This is a genomic window from Sphingomonas palmae (genome assembly GCF_900109565.1).
Taxonomy (GTDB): domain Bacteria; phylum Pseudomonadota; class Alphaproteobacteria; order Sphingomonadales; family Sphingomonadaceae; genus Sphingomonas; species Sphingomonas palmae.
In genome coordinates this window covers 215,073-230,536 of sequence record NZ_FNZZ01000001.1, presented here as the reverse complement: position 1 = coordinate 230,536, position 15,464 = coordinate 215,073, and the positions used below count along the sequence as shown (strand labels likewise).

Sequence of the window (15,464 nt, the reverse complement as noted above, 5' to 3'; positions counted from 1 at the left end):
CGCAAGATGTCGCCGCGGTTATCAAATCGCGCTCGCCTGCAACATCCGCGCAACACATGGGCGCTAATGATGGCGATGCGGCGCTTTTCTCCCCTGTTGGGCGCCGCACGGATCGGACAATCCCCCCTCGTCCGATCCCTTCCCTGGACTGCGGGGCGGTCCGATACGGGCCGCCCCGGCTTTTACCGGGACGCAATCGCGGCACGGATCACAGCACGCCGCTCTCCACCACGTGCAGCAGCAGCCAGTAGAGCACGCCCGAGAGCAGCATCGCGACCGGCAGCGTCATGATCCAAGCGGCGGCGAGCTGGATCAGCGTGCGACGCTGCAATCCCGTCCCGCTCGCCACCGACGCGCCCGCGACGCCCGACGACAGGATGTGCGTGGTCGACACGGGCAGGCCGAAGCGGTCGGCGGCGAGGATCGTTCCCGCGGCAACCAGCTCGGCAGAAGCGCCCATGCCATAGGTCATGTGCTGCTTGCCGATCTTCTCGCCGACCGTGACGACGATCCGCTTCCAGCCGATCATCGTGCCGAGGCCAAGCGCAAGCGCGACCGCGACCTTGACCCACAGCGGGATGTAGCGCGTGCCCGCCTCGAGCCGTGATTGATAATCCTTGAGCTGCTTGGTCTGGCCTGCGGTAAACCCGTGCTTGTCCGCATCCTTGGCGATCATTCGCGTCGCATCGAGCACCAGATACATGTCGTTGCGCAGATTGGGAGTCGCCTCGGCCGGCACGCGGTCGAGCGAACCGTACCCTGCAACACGCGTCGCAACGTCGCGCGACACAGCGACCGCGGCGCCGTACGCGGCGGGCGAGTCGACCCGGCGGTGCGACAACGCATCGACCAGCACAGGGCGCGCCCGGTCGAGCGGGACTGGCGCTGCGCCGTGACCCGCCAGCACCTGCGCGGCAGCCTGCGCACTGGCGTAGAAGGCGGGCGTCTCGCTGGCAGGCAGCGTACGGTTGAGCGCGTAGGCGGTCGGGGCGCAGCCGATCAGGATCAGCATGATCAGCCCCATGCCCTTTTGCCCATCGTTCGAGCCGTGGCTGAACGACACCGCAGTGCAGGTGAACACCAGCAAGGCGCGGATGCCGCGCGGCGGCGGGGCGTTGCCCTCAGGTGCCTGCATCAGCGCCGGGCTGCGCGCCGCGGTGCGCAACACGAGCAGCAGCGCTGCGGCGGCGACGAAGCCGATCAGCGGCGCCATCAGCAGACCCGACAAGACCTTGGTCGCCTGGCTCCAGTCGACGCCCGACGTTCCGCCGGCTCCGCGGTGGAGCAGCTGGTTGGCGAGCCCGACGCCCAGCACCGACCCGATCAGCGTGTGACTGGAGGAGTTGGGCAGGCCGACGTACCAGGTGGCTAGGTTCCACATCACCGCGGCGAGCAGCAGCGCGAAGATCATCGCGAAGCCCGCGCCCGACCCGACGTTGAGGATCAGGTCTACCGGCAACAGCGTCACGATCGAGTAGGCGACCGCCCCCGACGACAGCATGACGCCCAGGAAGTTGAAGAACCCCGACCACATGACCGCGAGATTGGCGGGCATCGAATTGGTGTAGATGACCGTCGCCACCGCGTTGGCGGTGTCGTGAAAGCCGTTCACGAACTCGAACCCAAGCGCGATCAGCAGCGCGAGCCCGAGAAACAGGAACACGCCGGTGGCGAGCTGCTCACCCACCTGCTGCGTGTCCAAAAACACGCTGACCCCGGCGTAGGCGAACCCCGCGATGACCAATCCGGCGAAGACGACGCGCGCGATCGGGTGAGCGGGCCGGTCGAGCTCCACCGCGCGCGAGCGTTGCGGAGACTCGGGCGAGGCGAGGACGGTGCTTGCCATGAGCCATCCCCTGTTCCCTGCCCGTGACGTTTTGATGACACGAGCGAGACGTGCCTCGAAGCGGGACGAGTGCAGAGCGCGTATCGGGGTGGTGCGCTCAGCTAGACGCTCACGAAGATCGGCCGATCGGCATGACAGACGGCGGCGCCTCGTTCCGGCTTCGTTCCCGCGGATTGCGCCGCACCGCAACCCTGCCTACGTGGATCGGGTGACCGACACGCAGATTGCCCAACCGCCGTACCTCTCCAGCCTCAACGCGCCGCAGCGCGACGCGGTGCTGACCACCGATGGTCCCGTGCTCGTCCTGGCAGGCGCGGGTACGGGCAAGACCGCGGCGCTCACCGCGCGGCTGGCGCACCTGCTCTACACCCGCCGCGCATGGCCGTCCGAGATCCTGGCGGTCACCTTCACCAACAAGGCGGCGCGCGAGATGCGCGAGCGGGTCGGCCGGCTGGTCGGCGAGGCGGTCGAAGGCATGCCTTGGCTCGGCACCTTTCACGCGATCGGCGCTAAGATGCTGCGGCGTCACGCAGAGCTGGTCGGGCTGCAATCCAATTTCACGATCCTCGACACCGACGATCAGCTGCGTTTGCTCAAGCAATTGATCGTCGCCGCAGACATCGACGAGAAGCGCTTTCCCGCGCGCAGCCTCGCCGGGCTGATCGACGAGTGGAAGAACAAGGGACTGACCCCGCGCGACGTCGATGCGGGCGAGAGCGAGCGTTACGCCAACGGGCGCGGCGGTGAGCTGTACGAGCAATATCAGGCGCGGCTGAAAGCGGTGAACGCCTGCGACTTCGGCGACCTTCTGCTCCACGTGCTCACCATTCTGAAGAGCAACCGCGAGGTGCTGGAGCAGTATCAGCAGCGCTTCCGCTACATCATGGTGGACGAGTATCAGGACACCAACTCGGTCCAATACCTATGGCTGCGGCTGCTCGCGCAGGAGCGGCGTAACATCTGTTGCGTCGGCGATGACGACCAGTCGATCTACTCGTGGCGCGGCGCGCAGGTGGAGAACATCCTCAAGTTCGAGAACGACTTTCCCGGCGCTAAGGTAATCCGGCTGGAGCAGAACTATCGTTCCACCCCGCACATCCTCGGCGCGGCATCGGGCGTGATCGCCAACAACGGCGGCCGTCTCGGCAAGCAGCTGTGGACCGAGCTGGATGCGGGCGAGAAGGTTCGCGTCATCGGCGTGTGGGACGGACCCGAGGAAGCGCGCCGTGTGTCGGACGAGGTCGAGTCGTGCCAGCGCGCGGGCAAGAGCCTCGATGACGTCGCCATTCTGGTGCGCGCGCAGCACCAGACGCGTGAGTTCGAGGATCGCTTCATCTCGGTCGGGCTGCCCTATCGCATCGTCGGCGGCTTCCGCTTCTACGAGCGTGCCGAGATCCGTGACGCGCTCGCCTACCTGCGCATCGTCAACCAGCCCGCCGACGACCTCGCGTTCGAGCGCATCGTCAACGTGCCCAAGCGCGGTCTGGGCGACAAGGCGGTCGCGAAGCTGCACCAGCTCGCCCGCGCCGAAGGACTGCCGCTGAGCCTCGCCGCCGCGCGCATCCTCGACAGCGACGAGCTGACGCCGCAGGCGCGCAAGTCGCTCGGCCGCTTCGTCGGCGACGTCGCGCGCTGGCGCGACATGGCGCGCGACCTGCCCCACCCCGAACTCGCGCGGCAGCTGCTCGACGAGAGCGGTTATACCGCGATGCTCCAGGCCGAGAAGACGACCGAGGCGGCCGGGCGGCTGGAGAACCTCTCCGAACTCGTCCGCGCGATGGAGGAATACGAGAACCTCGGCGCGTTCCTGGAGCACGTCAGCCTAGTCATGGACAATGAGGCGACGCGCGAGGACCCGAAGATCACGATCATGACGATCCACGCCGCCAAGGGGCTGGAATACGACACCGTGTTCCTCGTCGGCTGGGAAGAAGGATTGTTCCCGTCGCAGCGCGCGCTCGACGAAGGCGGCACGCGCAGTCTGGAGGAGGAGCGGCGTCTCGCCTACGTCGCGATCACCCGCGCGCGCCGCCGAGCGGTAATCTTCCACGCTGCCAATCGCCGCATCTACGGGCAGTGGACCAGCTCGATCCCGTCGCGCTTCGTCGGCGAGCTGCCGGCCGATCACATCGACAGCGAGGCGACGATGTCGGGTGGTGAGAGCCTGTGGCGCGCCAACTGGACCGAGCGTGCCGATCCGTTCGCCGATGTGTCGCGCGGCACCGGGCGCGGACCGGGCTGGCAGCGCGCGGCGGGCACGCTGGGGGCAAAGCCCGGCGGCGAGTGGACCAGCCGCACCTTTACGCGCGAGCCGACGCGGGTGGTCGAGAGCCGCGCGAGCGCGGTCAGCATCGGCAACAAGGGACGCGGTGACCTGTCGCTCGGCCAGCGCGTGTTCCACCAGAAGTTCGGCTACGGCGCGATCGCCGAGATCGAGGGCAACAAGCTCGAGATCGATTTCGAGCAGGCGGGGCGCAAGCGCGTGATGGACACGTTCGTGACGATCACCTGACCGCGCCGGGTGCTGCCGATCCGGCCTTTATTTTGCGGTCGAGCAGCCCTTCCCGGCTTATCGGCGTTGTCGCATGTGGAGGTGCCGCATGTCCGAGACTGCCGAGAAAACCGACCCGAAATTGTGGGAAAAGGTGAAGGACGAGATCACCGCCGGCGCGAAGGGCGGCAAGAAGGGGCAATGGTCCGCGCGCAAGGCGCAGATGGCGGTACAGGAATACAAGAAGCGCGGTGGCGGTTACGTCGGCGAGCAGGACGAGCACAACTCGCTGCACGAGTGGACCGAGGAAGACTGGGGCACCAAGTCAGGCAAGGAAAGCGGCGAGACGGGCGAGCGCTACCTGCCCAAGAAAGCGCGCGAGAAGCTGAGCGACGAGGAATATAAGCGCACAACCGCGAAGAAGCGCGCGGACACGAAGAAGGGCAAGCAATTTTCCGCCCAGCCCAAGGACGTCGCCGACAAGACCCGCTCGGCGCGCGACCACCGCACCAAGGACGACCTCTACGCCGAGGCGAAGACGCGCGACATTCCCGGGCGATCGAAGATGAACAAGGACGAGCTGCTCAAGGCGCTCGCCTGAGGCGAACCGCGCCGCTCGCCCACAATGCCCACCAGATGATGAGCGGCTGCAGCGCCAATCGTGGCGCGTGGTACCAGATCGGTAGGCCGGTGCCGTGTGACAAGTCGTTGACCGCGTGCTGGACGTTGGCGGGCCAGACGCACAGCGCATAGGCGGCGAGTGCCCAGCCGGCCGGCCTGCGCCATTGTGGAAAGATCAGCGCAAGCGCCCCCACTAATTCGCAGATGCCGGTCGCCAGCACGACGAGGCGCGGCTGCGGCACCCAGGCGGGAACGATCCGCACCATCGCCTGCGTGAAATAGAGATGCCCGATGCCCGCCAGCGCGTAGAAGGCGATGAGCAGCCAGCGCCCGACCCGCTGCGCGCACGTGTCGATCACTGCTCGATCGCGAGCAGGGTCACTCCGTCGTATTTGGCATCCTTTGGCTCGAACAGGTCGCTGGCGGTGAAGCGTCGCGGCGTCACGCGCAAGCCGGTCAGGCCGCTCAGCTTGAACGCACCGATCTTCGGCTCGCGCGGCGGCTGTCCGTCGCGGTCGAGCGTCAGCGCGTCGAGGTAGATCTCACCGTGCTTGGTGTACACGATGTGCGGGGCGAGCGTCACCGTACCCCGATTGTAGCTTGCCGCGATCGCCTGCTGCTTCACAATGGCTTCGAACACGAGCGGCATCGTGTCCGGAACGGCCGCGGCGGGGCGATCCTCACTGATGGTCAACGTCATTCACCTATCTTAGCCGCACTCGCTGCGGTGCAGCAAGAACGTGCGACGAAACGACCGGTTTCCTGTCGCTCGCCGCACGCTTCACTCACTTGGCGCCGGGCGCGCCCATCAGCTTCTGCGCGAAATAGGTCATCTGCAACGCGTTTAGCCGCGCCCCCTGTTCGATGTCGGCGTCACCAGAGTGACCGCCCGCGGTATCCTCGTAGAACAGGTACGGCAGGCCGTATTCCTTGAGCCGAGCGGCGAACTTGCGCGCGTGCTGCGGCCCGACACGGTCGTCCTTGGTCGTCGTCCAGATATACGGCTCGGGATAGTTCACCCCGCGCTTGATGTTCTGATACGGCGAGATCGTCTCGAGGAAGGCGCGCTCCTCGGGCACGCTGACCGAGCCATATTCGTCGACCCACGATGCGCCAGCGGCGATCTGCTCGTACCGGATCATGTCGAGCAACGGGACTTGGATCGTCACCGCCTTCCACATATCGGGATGCTGGTTGAACTCGACTCCCATCAGTAATCCGCCGTTCGAACCGCCGTAGATGCCGAGCTTCGCCGGGCTGGTCAGCTTTCGTGTGAAAAGGTCGCGGGCGACGGCAGCGAAATCGTCGTAGATGATCTGCCGCTTGGTCTTGCGTCCGGCATCGTGCCACGCGGGACCGAACTCGCCGCCGCCGCGGATGTTGGCGAGCACGTAGGCGCCGCCGCGTTCCAGCCACAGCTTGCCGGTCAGCGCGGCGTAGCTGGGCGTCATCGACGACTGGAACCCGCCGTACGCGGTCATCAGCGTTGGCGTGCTGCCGTCGAGAGGGGCGTTTCTGGCGTGCACGACGAAGTACGGGATTTTCGTCCCGTCGCTCGATACCGCCTCGAACTGCTCCGACACCAGCCCCGCGGCATCGAAGCGCGCGGGGAGTGCCTTCACCTGCTGCGGCGCAGCCGTGCCGCCGGCCGAGACCGACCACAAGGTCGTCGGCGCGAGGAAGCTCGTCACGGTCAGATAGGCGTCGTCGCTGTGATCGGTCGCGCTCGCCACGCCGATCGAGGCGTTATCGGGCAGCGAGAGCTGGCGCTGCGTCCACCCGCCCGCGCCGTGCGTGAAGACGACCGCGCGGCCACGCACATTGTCGTACACGCTGGCGATCACGTGATTGCGCGTCGTCGTCACGCGGTCGACCGACTGGCGCGCGGTCGGAGCGAAGACCAGCGTTGGCGTGAAGCGGCCTTTCACCACCTCCGACAGCGGTGCGGAGGCGATCGCGCCGGCCGGGATGGCGCCCCAGGGATCGCTCGTCTCGAAAATGACCTGCCCGTCGACCATCCCGCTGGGGAAGGTGCGCGCGGGCACGTCGAGCTTCACCAGCTTGCCGTCGTGCTCGACCAGCGTTTCGCCACCGAAGAAGGTCGGGCGCCGCTGCACCATCACGACGCGGTTGCCCGCGCCATCCTCCATCACCATGCCATAGGTGCCGAGCTGGTCCTCCGGCTTGCCGCGGTACACTTCTTCGGCCTGCGACAGCGGCTGGCCGCGGCGCACCCGCTTGACGACGAAGGGATAGCCCGAGCCGGTCATCGTGCCCGCGCCCGAGTCGCGCGATACGAGCAATGTGTCAGCGTCGATCCAGTCGGCACCCTGCTTCGAGGTCGGCAGGTTGAAGCCATTCGCGACAAACGCACCGCTGTCGAGGTCGAACTCGCGATACGTCACCGCGTCCTCGCCACCTTCGGACAAAGCGACGAGGCAGCGCCGCTCGTCGGGTTCGAGGCAAGTCAGCCCCTTCCACACCCATTTCTTGTTCTCGGCACGGCTGAGCGCGTCGAGGTCGAGCGCCACCGTCCACGCGGGGGCCTCGGCGGCATAGCCCTGCTTGCTGGTCCAGCGCAGCACGCCCTGCGGGTGCTCGGCATCACGCCAGAAATTGTAGATGCGACCGTGCAGTTGCATCGGCATCGCGATACGATCCTTCGCCGACGCGATCGCCAGCGCCTCGGCGTAGAATTGCTTGTAGCGGGGATCGTTCTGCAGCCGCGGCAGCGTGCGGGCGTTCTCCGCCGCGACCCAGGCGAGCGGCTTCGCGCCGTCCTTGTCCTCGAGCCACAGATAGGGGTCCGCAGCACTGGCGGAGGTCGCGGTCTTGTTATTCATCGGCTTGTTGTGGGTGCCCGCTTGGGCGCCTGCAACCAGGGCGAGCGCAATCAGGATCATCAGTTGCTCCGTACAGCTTGGCACCCTTGTGACGCTGCGGCATGGGCAACACAATGGATAGTGAACGCGACGCTTCGCCGAACGCCGATGGATTGCCGACGCCGCGGCGGTTCGCCGCCATCGCCGCGCTGTGTTTCGGGACCGCGCTGGTCATCATCGACGGCGGTGTCGCCAACGTCGCGCTGCCGACGATCGCGCGCGATCTGCGGGTGAGTTCGAGTTCGGTGGTGTCGATCGTCACCGTGTATCAGCTGATGCTGGTCATGCTGATGCTGCCGTTCGCCGGTCTGGGAGAGCGGATCGGCTTGAAGCGGATGTACCAGGTCGGGCAGCTGATTTTCACCGTCGCGACGCTGCTGTGCTTCTTTGCCGAGAGCCTGCCGTTCCTGCTCGTCGTGCGCGCCGCGCAGGCGATCGGTGCGGCAGGCGCGCTGGCGGTCGCGAGCGCGCTGATCCGGCAGACCTATCCTGCGAAGCAGCTCGGGCGCGGGCTCGGCATCAATTCGGTGATCGTCTCCAGCTCGGCGGCGGCGGCGCCGACTATCGGCGGCCTCGTCCTGGCGGTCGCGCCGTGGCCGTGGGTGTTCGCGAGCGCCATTCCGTTCGCGATCGGCTCGCTGGTGCTCGGGCGTGCGCTGCCTAACCCGCCGGCGCGGGACAGTCGTTTCGACCTCGCCGGCGCGGTGATGTGCGCGGCAATGTTCGGGCTGGTGATCGGCGGGCTCGAAAGCGCGGTGCACGGCGACAGTCCGGTGGTGTCGAGCGCGATCGTGCTGCTGGGGGTCGCGGTCGGCGTCTATTTCGTGCGCCGCGAGCGCGGTACCGACAATCCGATCCTGCCGATCGACCTGCTCGGCCGGCCGGTGATCGCGCTGTCGGCAGTGGGCGCGTTCACCGCGTTTACTGCGTCGATGACATTGCTTTTGTCGACACCGTTCCGCTTGACGCACGGCTACGGCTTCTCGGCCGCGGAGGTGGGCGCCGCGATCGCGCCGTGGCCGCTCACCAACATGATCGTCGCGCCGCTGGCGGGATGGCTGTCGGACCGGGTGCCGGCAGGGCTGCTGGGCGGGATCGGCATGGCGATCTCGATCACCGCGCTGGCGCTGATTGCTTATATGCCCGCCGATCCGAGCTATTTCGACATTGCGTGGCGGATGGCGCTGTGCGGGTCGGGGTTCGGTACCTTTCTGCCACCCAATGCGCGGTTGATCATCGGCTCCGCCCCGCGCGAGCGCGCGGCCGCGGCGGGCGGGCTGGTCAGCACGGTGCGGCTGGTCGGACAGACGACGGGTGCGACGCTGGTGGCGGCGCTGCTCGCCTTCGGTGTCGGTGCGAGCAGCACGCCCCCGCTGGTCGCAGCCGGACTGGCGCTGGTCGCGGGGCTATGCAGCCTGGCGAGGCTGCGGCCGTCGATCCGCAACCCGCAGCGTGCCGAGACGCAGGACGTGCAGCCCGCCTCTCCGGTACGCTGAGGTCAGCCGCCGCGGCTGGCGGCGAAGGCGAGCCAGAGCCAGCCCGCGATCAGCAGCGCGCCGCCGAGCGGCGTGATCGCTCCCAGCCAGCGCGGTGCTCCCAGCGCCATCAGGTACAAGGTACCGGCGAAGATCGCGGCACCGCTTACGAACAGCCAGGCGGACCCGCGCGCATCGAACCGCAGCGCCACCAGCGCGGCGAGCGCGTGGATCAGCTGATACTGCCCGCCGGTCTTCAGCCATTCCGCGGCGGCACCGCTCGCGCCGTGCGCGCCGAACGCCCCGGCACCGACGGCAAGCGCCCCCGACAGCGCGGCAAGCAACATCAGCAGGTTCACGTCGTCACCCCCGTCCCCGGATTGATCGGCGGCGCGTCACGCGAGGCTTCGGTGATGATCACGTCGCGCGCCGCGCGGATGTCGCCCGCCTCGATCTGCAACCGCAATCGCTCGCGATCGCGCGAGCGATACAGGTCCTCGGCCCGGTCGATCTCCTCGTTCGAGATGTGCAGCCCCTGCATCGCGAGGCGCGCCATCTTGACCGCGGATTCGAGCACCTCGCGCACCACGTAGCGCGTCCGGCCCTTCTTGAGCTTAATGAGTGCGCGGCGATCGAAGGCGCGGACGTAGACGCCGGCGTTCGGGAACGCCTCGTGCACGCTGTCCAGCCAGTCGGGGTCGATCTGATCGCCGTCGATGCAGAACATGATCAGCTCGGCTTCCGCCGCCCCGGCCTGTCGCAGCAGGTCGAGCCTGGTGCCGTCGCCGAAATAGACTTTGGCGCCGAACTCCGCCGCGACGTCGATCATCTCGATGTCGCTGTCGATCAACGTGACGGGGACACCGCTCGCCATCAGCATCTGCGCGACCGTCTGTCCGAAGCGGCCATAGCCGACCACCAAAGCGTTGGCGCCATCGGCGGTCGGTCCGTCGCGCTCTCCTGCGGGATCGAGCGGCGCCTCGCGGAACGCGCGCGTCGCCATCATCAGGAAGGGCGTGGTCGCCATCGACAGCGTGATGACCGCGCCGAACAGGCTCGCTGCCTCCGGCGCGATCAGCAGGCCATTCCTCGCCTGTCCGAGCAGCACGAACCCGAACTCGCCGCCCTGGCTGAGCAGCAGGCCGAGACCCAGCGCCGGTCGCCACGGCATGCGAAACGCGCGACCGATCAGGAAGATGACGGCCGCCTTGGTCACGATCAGCGCCGCCGCCATGCCCGCGACGAACAACGGGCGCTCCGCGATGGCCGACAGATCGAGCATCATGCCGACCGCGAGGAAGAACAGACCCAGCAGGATCGAGCGGAACGGCTCGACATCCGCCTCCAACTCGTGACGGTAGGGGCTGTCGGCCAGCATCACGCCCGCGACGAACGCGCCGAGCGCGGTCGACAGCCCGAGCAGCTCCATCAGTGCGGCCGAGGCGATGACGGTGAACAGCGCGGCGAAGATGAACATCTCGCGCTCACCCAGATTGCCGATCCAGCGGAACAACGGCCCGAGTACGAAGCGCCCCGCCGCAATCAGCCCCGCGATCGCGAGCACGGTGTAGAGCGCGAGCAGCCAGCCGGACGGTCCCCCGGCCTGCGCCGGATTGCGGCTCATCGCGGCGATGATCGTGATCATCGGAATGATCGACAGGTCCTGGAACAACAGGATCGAGAAGGCGCGCTCCCCGAACGGCGTCCGCAGCCGGCCCGCCGATTGCAGCATTGGCAGCACCTGCGCGGTCGACGACAAGGCGAGCGGCATGCCGAGCGCGAGCGCGGCGGGGACGGAGAAATGCGCGACGAGCGCGAGGATGGCGGTGATCGCCGCACCGCAGGCGAGCACCTGCAGCGTGCCGAGCGCGAAGATGTCCTCTTTCAACCGCCACAATTTGGCCGGGCTGAGTTCCAGCCCCACGATGAACAGCAGCATGGTGATGCCGAGTTCCGCGAACCCGAGCTTCCCCTCCGCATCGCCGACCAGCCCCAGGACGTGCGGCCCGACGACGGCGCCCGCGACGAGGTAGCCCAGCGTCGCACCGAGCCCCAGCCGCCGAAACAGCAGCACGAAGCCGAGCGCGAAACCGAGCAAGATGAACCCGTCGCGCAGCAGCGAGCCGTCAGCGGCATGCTCCATCAGCGCGGCGCCCTGGCCGCGGCGACGTCCGCTGCCTCCGCAGCGGCCTCGAAGGCGAGGCGGATCGAGGGGTGGCGGGCAGTCAGCTTCAGGCCCGGCGTGAAGATGTCGATCCCCGGCCAACCGGGCATCTCGCCCGTCCCCGCCAGCCACGCGGTCAATTCGTCGCGCGCTATGGCGAGCTCGGCCGGAGTCCGCCCGATCGCGTGCTGCGCCAGCAGCGTCGACGATGCCTGACCGAGCAGACACGCGCGCACCAGCGTGCCGAGCTTCGTGACGCGCCCCGCTTCGTCGAGTTCGACGTCGACGGTCACACGGCTGCCGCAAATCGGCGAACGCTTCTCCGCCGAGGGTGCACCTTCGGGCAAGCGATCGGGATAGGGATTGCCGAGCGCGAGCGCGGAGATCTCGGGCGTGTAGAGGTCGAGGCTCATGGGCGAACGATCACGAGGCGGCGGTTCCGTTGTCTTGCGGGATTGGATACCAGCGCGGCGAGAACAGCGGCTTGCCGCGCCGGCGCCGGTCGACCACGTCGGCGATCGAGGCGCTGGTCGCGCTGAGCAACGGGTAGGTCCGCGCCTGCACGATCCAGCCGGGCCGCCGCGCTGGCCCGCCACCCATCAGGTCGAGCACCAGGACGATCAACAGGAACGCTAGGCTGGCGAAGATCAGCCCCTTGAGCGCGCCGAACCCGAACCCGAGCGCGCGGTCGATCGGCCCCAGCACCGAGGTCCGCGTCCGCGCACTCACCGCGTTCACGACGATGCGGCTGAGCAGATAGGTGCCGCCGGTTAGGATCGCGAAGGCGAGCACGGTCGCGCCCGACGGCGTACCAATCGTCGGTGCCAGCGCGCGCGACAGCGGCAGGTGGAAGATCTTGAGCGCGAACACCATCGCGACCCAGGCAAACAGCGCGAGCACTTCCGCGACGAAGCCGCGCTTCGCCCCCAGCATCGCGGTCGACGCGACGAGCAACAGTACGACGATGTCGAGGGCGTGCAGGTTCATCCCGCGCTAGATACGGGCTACACCTTCGGGCGACTAGCCCCGGCCGAGCATGTGATCGACGAAGCGACCGAGATTGCGAAAGCTGGCGAGCTGGATCGACGCGGCCTCCGCGACGCCCGAGGGCACCATCGCGCGAGTGAAGCCGAGCTTGCCCGCCTCCTTCAACCGCAGCGGCGCGTGCGCGACGGGGCGTATCTCACCCGAGAGTGCAATCTCGCCGAAGGCGATGCCGTCGGATGCGACCGGCCGTTCGCTGAGCGCCGAGATCAGCGCAGCGGCGACCGCCAGATCGGCGGCGGGGTCCTGCACCCGGTAGCCGCCGGCGACGTTCAGATAAACCTCGCAGGTCGAGAAGCTGAGGCCACAGCGCGCCTCCAGCACCGCGAGGATCATCGCGAGCCGGCCTGAGTCCCAACCGACCACCGCACGCCGGGGCGTCGCGCCGCTCGCCAGTCGCACCACCAGCGCCTGTATCTCGACCAGCACGGGGCGCGTCCCTTCCAGCGCGGGAAAGACGATTGAGCCGGTGACGCTCTCATCGCGCTGCGTGAGGAACAGGCTTGACGGATTGGCGACCTCGACCAACCCCTCGCCCGCCATCGCGAAGACGCCGATCTCGTCCGTACCGCCGAAGCGGTTCTTGATCGCGCGCAGGATGCGGTACTGGTGGCTGCGCTCGCCCTCGAAGCTGAGCACGGTGTCGACCATGTGCTCGAGCACGCGCGGCCCCGCGATCGATCCGTCCTTGGTCACGTGCCCGACCAGCACCACCGCCGTTCCACGCTCCTTCGCGAAGCGGATCAGCTCCTGCGCAGTCGCGCGCACCTGGCTGACGGTGCCCGGCGCCCCCTCGATCAGGTCGGAGTGCATCGTCTGGATCGAGTCGATCACCAAGAGCGCGGGCGGATCGCCCTGCAACGTCGTCAGAATGTCGCGCGTCGAGGTCGCGGCGGCGAGTTGCACCGGCGCGTCGCCTAGCCCCAGTCGCTGCGCGCGCAACCGCACCTGATCCGCCGCCTCCTCGCCCGAGACATAAGCGACGCTTCTGCCGCTGCGCGCGAGCCGCGCCGCCGCCTGCAGCAGGAGCGTCGACTTGCCGACGCCGGGATCGCCGCCGATCAGTGTCGCCGACCCCGCAACCAACCCGCCGCCAAGCGCGCGGTCGAGTTCGGCGATGCCGAAGGTCATCCGTTCGGGCAGTGCAATCTCGGCATCGAGCTTGACGAGCGTCAGAGAACGACCGCCCGATTGCAGATTGTGCTTGGCCTGGAACGGCGTGACGACCGCTGCGGCTTCCTCGACCAGCGTGTTCCACTCGCTGCAATCGGCACACTGCCCCTGCCAGCGGTGCGACACCGAACCGCAGGACTGACACACGTAGCGACGTTGAGCTTTGGCCATGTCCCGCCCTAGCACAGGCGGAACGGGAGGGGAACAAAGACCCGTTTAGCTCCCGACGGTCAGTCCTTCGACGGGATCGCAAGGCCGCGCTGCACCGCAGGGCGTGCCAGCCCGCGTTCGAGCCATGCCGCGACGTTGCTGAACTCAGCGAAGCCGACCAGATCGCCGGCCTTGTAGAAGTCACGGAGCGCGCGCACCCATCCGAGCATCGCGATGTCGGCGATCGAATAGTCGCCGACGAACCACTCCTTGCCCGCGAGCGCGTGGTCCATCACGCCGAGCAAGCGTCGGCTCTCATCGACGTAACGGTCGCGCGGACGCTTGTCTTCCCAGTCCTTGCCCGCGAACTTGTGGAAGAAGCCGAGTTGCCCGAGCATCGGGCCGACACCGCCCATCTGGAACATGACCCAGGAGATCGCCTGCCAGCGCTGCGCCGGATCGCTCGGCAGGAATTTGCCCGTCTTTTCGGCGAGGTAGAGCAGGATCGCGCCGCTCTCGAACAGGCCGATCGCGTCGTTGCCGGGGCCGGCGGGGTCGATCAGCGCGGGGATCTTGCCGTTCGGGTTGAGCGAGACGAACGCATCCGATTTCTGGTCGTTCTGGGCGAAGTCGATCAGATGCGCCTCGTACGGCAATCCGGTCTCTTCCAGCATGATCGACGCCTTCACGCCGTTGGGTGTGTTGAGCGAGTAGAGCTGGATGCGATCGGGATGCGATGCGGGCCAGCGCCGCGTGATCGGGAAGTCTGCGAGGGTCGTCATGCCATGCAAACGGCGGGATCGGGCGAGCCGTTCCGTTCATTTCGCGTTCGGAACCCGATCGTTACGGTCACGTTTCCCAATCAACATCAACCGCGAAAGAGCACATATGAAGCGCTACGAGATTCTCGCCGCCGTCGCGGCGGCCGCCCTGACCCCGACCATTGCCGCGGCGCAGACCGCGCCGGCAACGGCGCCGGCCACCGGTGCGCAGGCGACCGCAACCGTCACCACTGGGGCCACCGTGTACGACACGAGCGGCGGCGTGGTCGGTACGGTCGCCAGCACGGACGGCACCAACGCAGTGATCGACACCGGCACCAACAAGGCGGCGATCCCGCTCACCTCGCTCGGCAAGGGCGCGAAGGGTCCGGTGCTGGCGATGACCAAGGCGCAGCTCGACGCCGCGGCGGGTGCGCAGCAGCAGCAGGCGAGCGCCGCGTTCCGGGCGCAGCTCGTCACGGGCGCAAGCGTCTATGGCACCGGCGGCACCAAGCTCGGCACGATCAAGGCGGTGGACGCCACGAACGTGACGCTCACCACCGACAAGGGCGATGCCAAGCTGCCGATCACGGGCTTCGGTCCTGGACCGCAGGGCGTGACGATCGGCATGACCGCGGCGCAGCTGTCGGCCGCGATGGGGGCTGCTGCACCGGCGGCAGATGCGACGCCGTCGACCACGACCGACGCCGCGACCGGGACTGACGCCGCTACTGCGGATACTGCGGCGGAAGCCAACGCCGCTACGGCGACGCCTTCTGCCACCGCCAAGATGACGACCAAGTCGGCCAAGTCGAACAAGCCGCGCAGGTAAGCGCGTTTGACCCCACCCGCATCAG

14 protein-coding genes are annotated in these 15,464 nt (G+C 67.8%); 4 read left to right on the top strand and 10 right to left on the bottom strand.

Annotation, left to right across the window (positions count from 1 at the left end):
* Positions 1–208 precede the first annotated feature (208 nt).
* Positions 209–1,846 (bottom strand): inorganic phosphate transporter, encoded by a 1,638-nt coding sequence (locus BMW51_RS01075; RefSeq protein ID WP_093002510.1) that lies wholly within the window; start codon positions 1,844–1,846, stop codon positions 209–211.
* Between the two features lie 208 nt (positions 1,847–2,054).
* On the opposite strand from BMW51_RS01075, the gene BMW51_RS01070 reads away from it, so the two are divergent.
* Complete coding sequence (locus tag BMW51_RS01070; RefSeq protein WP_177171471.1) at positions 2,055–4,358, top strand: ATP-dependent helicase; 2,304 nt, start codon at positions 2,055–2,057, stop codon at positions 4,356–4,358.
* 88 nt (positions 4,359–4,446) lie between these two features.
* Positions 4,447–4,938: a hypothetical protein gene (locus BMW51_RS01065; RefSeq protein ID WP_093002506.1), complete on the top strand. Its 492-nt coding sequence runs from the start codon at positions 4,447–4,449 to the stop codon at positions 4,936–4,938.
* Here the strand turns inward: BMW51_RS01065 and BMW51_RS01060 are convergent.
* The 3 genes from BMW51_RS01060 to BMW51_RS01050 form a co-directional block, all read right to left on the bottom strand.
* Positions 4,922–5,317 carry a DoxX family protein gene (locus BMW51_RS01060; RefSeq protein ID WP_093002504.1) on the bottom strand — a complete coding sequence of 132 codons (396 nt, stop codon included), beginning with the start codon at positions 5,315–5,317 and terminating at the stop codon, positions 4,922–4,924. The two genes, BMW51_RS01065 and BMW51_RS01060, sit on opposite strands and share 17 nt — an antisense overlap.
* The gene (locus BMW51_RS01055; RefSeq protein ID WP_093002502.1) at positions 5,314–5,658 is read right to left on the bottom strand and encodes a WYL domain-containing protein; all 345 of its coding nucleotides are present in this window, start codon (positions 5,656–5,658) and stop codon (positions 5,314–5,316) included. Before BMW51_RS01055 ends, BMW51_RS01060 begins: the two co-directional genes overlap by 4 nt.
* Before the next feature lie 85 nt (positions 5,659–5,743).
* On the bottom strand, positions 5,744–7,861 hold the full coding sequence (locus tag BMW51_RS01050; RefSeq protein ID WP_093002500.1) for a prolyl oligopeptidase family serine peptidase: 2,118 nt from the start codon (positions 7,859–7,861) through the stop codon (positions 5,744–5,746).
* A gap of 53 nt (positions 7,862–7,914) precedes the next feature.
* Here BMW51_RS01050 and BMW51_RS01045 point away from each other — a divergent pair, with 53 nt between their 5' ends.
* A complete protein-coding gene (locus BMW51_RS01045) occupies positions 7,915–9,336 on the top strand; it encodes an MFS transporter (protein WP_093002498.1) in 1,422 nt (473 codons plus the stop codon).
* A 2-nt stretch (positions 9,337–9,338) separates the two neighbouring features.
* On the opposite strand, the gene BMW51_RS01040 is transcribed toward BMW51_RS01045, so the two are convergent.
* The 6 genes from BMW51_RS01040 to BMW51_RS01015 are packed head-to-tail and all read right to left on the bottom strand — an operon-like array spanning position 9,339 to position 14,628.
* On the bottom strand, positions 9,339–9,662 hold the full coding sequence (locus BMW51_RS01040; RefSeq protein WP_177171519.1) for a DUF423 domain-containing protein: 324 nt from the start codon (positions 9,660–9,662) through the stop codon (positions 9,339–9,341).
* Positions 9,663–9,670: 8 nt separating this feature from the next.
* Positions 9,671–11,458 (bottom strand): cation:proton antiporter domain-containing protein, encoded by a 1,788-nt coding sequence (locus BMW51_RS01035; protein WP_093002494.1) that lies wholly within the window; start codon positions 11,456–11,458, stop codon positions 9,671–9,673.
* On the bottom strand, positions 11,458–11,892 hold the full coding sequence (locus tag BMW51_RS01030) for an iron-sulfur cluster assembly scaffold protein (RefSeq protein ID WP_093002492.1): 435 nt from the start codon (positions 11,890–11,892) through the stop codon (positions 11,458–11,460). The genes BMW51_RS01035 and BMW51_RS01030 overlap by 1 nt, the downstream gene beginning before the upstream one ends.
* A gap of 10 nt (positions 11,893–11,902) precedes the next feature.
* Positions 11,903–12,466: a CvpA family protein gene (locus BMW51_RS01025; protein WP_093002490.1), complete on the bottom strand. Its 564-nt coding sequence runs from the start codon at positions 12,464–12,466 to the stop codon at positions 11,903–11,905.
* A 33-nt stretch (positions 12,467–12,499) separates the two neighbouring features.
* A complete protein-coding gene (gene radA / locus BMW51_RS01020) occupies positions 12,500–13,867 on the bottom strand; it encodes a DNA repair protein RadA (RefSeq protein WP_093002488.1) in 1,368 nt (455 codons plus the stop codon).
* Positions 13,868–13,926: 59 nt separating this feature from the next.
* Positions 13,927–14,628 (bottom strand): glutathione S-transferase N-terminal domain-containing protein, encoded by a 702-nt coding sequence (locus BMW51_RS01015; protein WP_093002486.1) that lies wholly within the window; start codon positions 14,626–14,628, stop codon positions 13,927–13,929.
* 106 nt (positions 14,629–14,734) lie between these two features.
* Here BMW51_RS01015 and BMW51_RS01010 point away from each other — a divergent pair, with 106 nt between their 5' ends.
* Positions 14,735–15,439: a hypothetical protein gene (locus BMW51_RS01010; RefSeq protein WP_177171470.1), complete on the top strand. Its 705-nt coding sequence runs from the start codon at positions 14,735–14,737 to the stop codon at positions 15,437–15,439.
* Positions 15,440–15,464 lie beyond the last annotated feature (25 nt).

Excerpts from the sequence above, each read along its gene's own strand:
- BMW51_RS01075 (WP_093002510.1), bottom strand. The coding sequence starts at position 1,846 with ATGGCAAGCACCGTCCTCGCCTCGCCCGAGTCTCCGCAACGCTCGCGC.
- BMW51_RS01065 (WP_093002506.1), top strand. The coding sequence starts at position 4,447 with ATGTCCGAGACTGCCGAGAAAACCGACCCGAAATTGTGGGAAAAGGTG.
- BMW51_RS01055 (WP_093002502.1), bottom strand. The coding sequence starts at position 5,658 with ATGACGTTGACCATCAGTGAGGATCGCCCCGCCGCGGCCGTTCCGGAC.
- BMW51_RS01050 (WP_093002500.1), bottom strand. The coding sequence starts at position 7,861 with ATGATCCTGATTGCGCTCGCCCTGGTTGCAGGCGCCCAAGCGGGCACC.
- BMW51_RS01045 (WP_093002498.1), top strand. The coding sequence starts at position 7,915 with ATGGATAGTGAACGCGACGCTTCGCCGAACGCCGATGGATTGCCGACG.
- BMW51_RS01040 (WP_177171519.1), bottom strand. The coding sequence starts at position 9,662 with ATGTTGCTTGCCGCGCTGTCGGGGGCGCTTGCCGTCGGTGCCGGGGCG.
- BMW51_RS01035 (WP_093002494.1), bottom strand. The coding sequence starts at position 11,458 with ATGGAGCATGCCGCTGACGGCTCGCTGCTGCGCGACGGGTTCATCTTG.
- BMW51_RS01030 (WP_093002492.1), bottom strand. The coding sequence starts at position 11,892 with ATGAGCCTCGACCTCTACACGCCCGAGATCTCCGCGCTCGCGCTCGGC.
- BMW51_RS01025 (WP_093002490.1), bottom strand. The coding sequence starts at position 12,466 with ATGAACCTGCACGCCCTCGACATCGTCGTACTGTTGCTCGTCGCGTCG.
- radA (WP_093002488.1), bottom strand. The coding sequence starts at position 13,867 with ATGGCCAAAGCTCAACGTCGCTACGTGTGTCAGTCCTGCGGTTCGGTG.
- BMW51_RS01015 (WP_093002486.1), bottom strand. The coding sequence starts at position 14,628 with ATGACGACCCTCGCAGACTTCCCGATCACGCGGCGCTGGCCCGCATCG.
- BMW51_RS01010 (WP_177171470.1), top strand. The coding sequence starts at position 14,735 with ATGAAGCGCTACGAGATTCTCGCCGCCGTCGCGGCGGCCGCCCTGACC.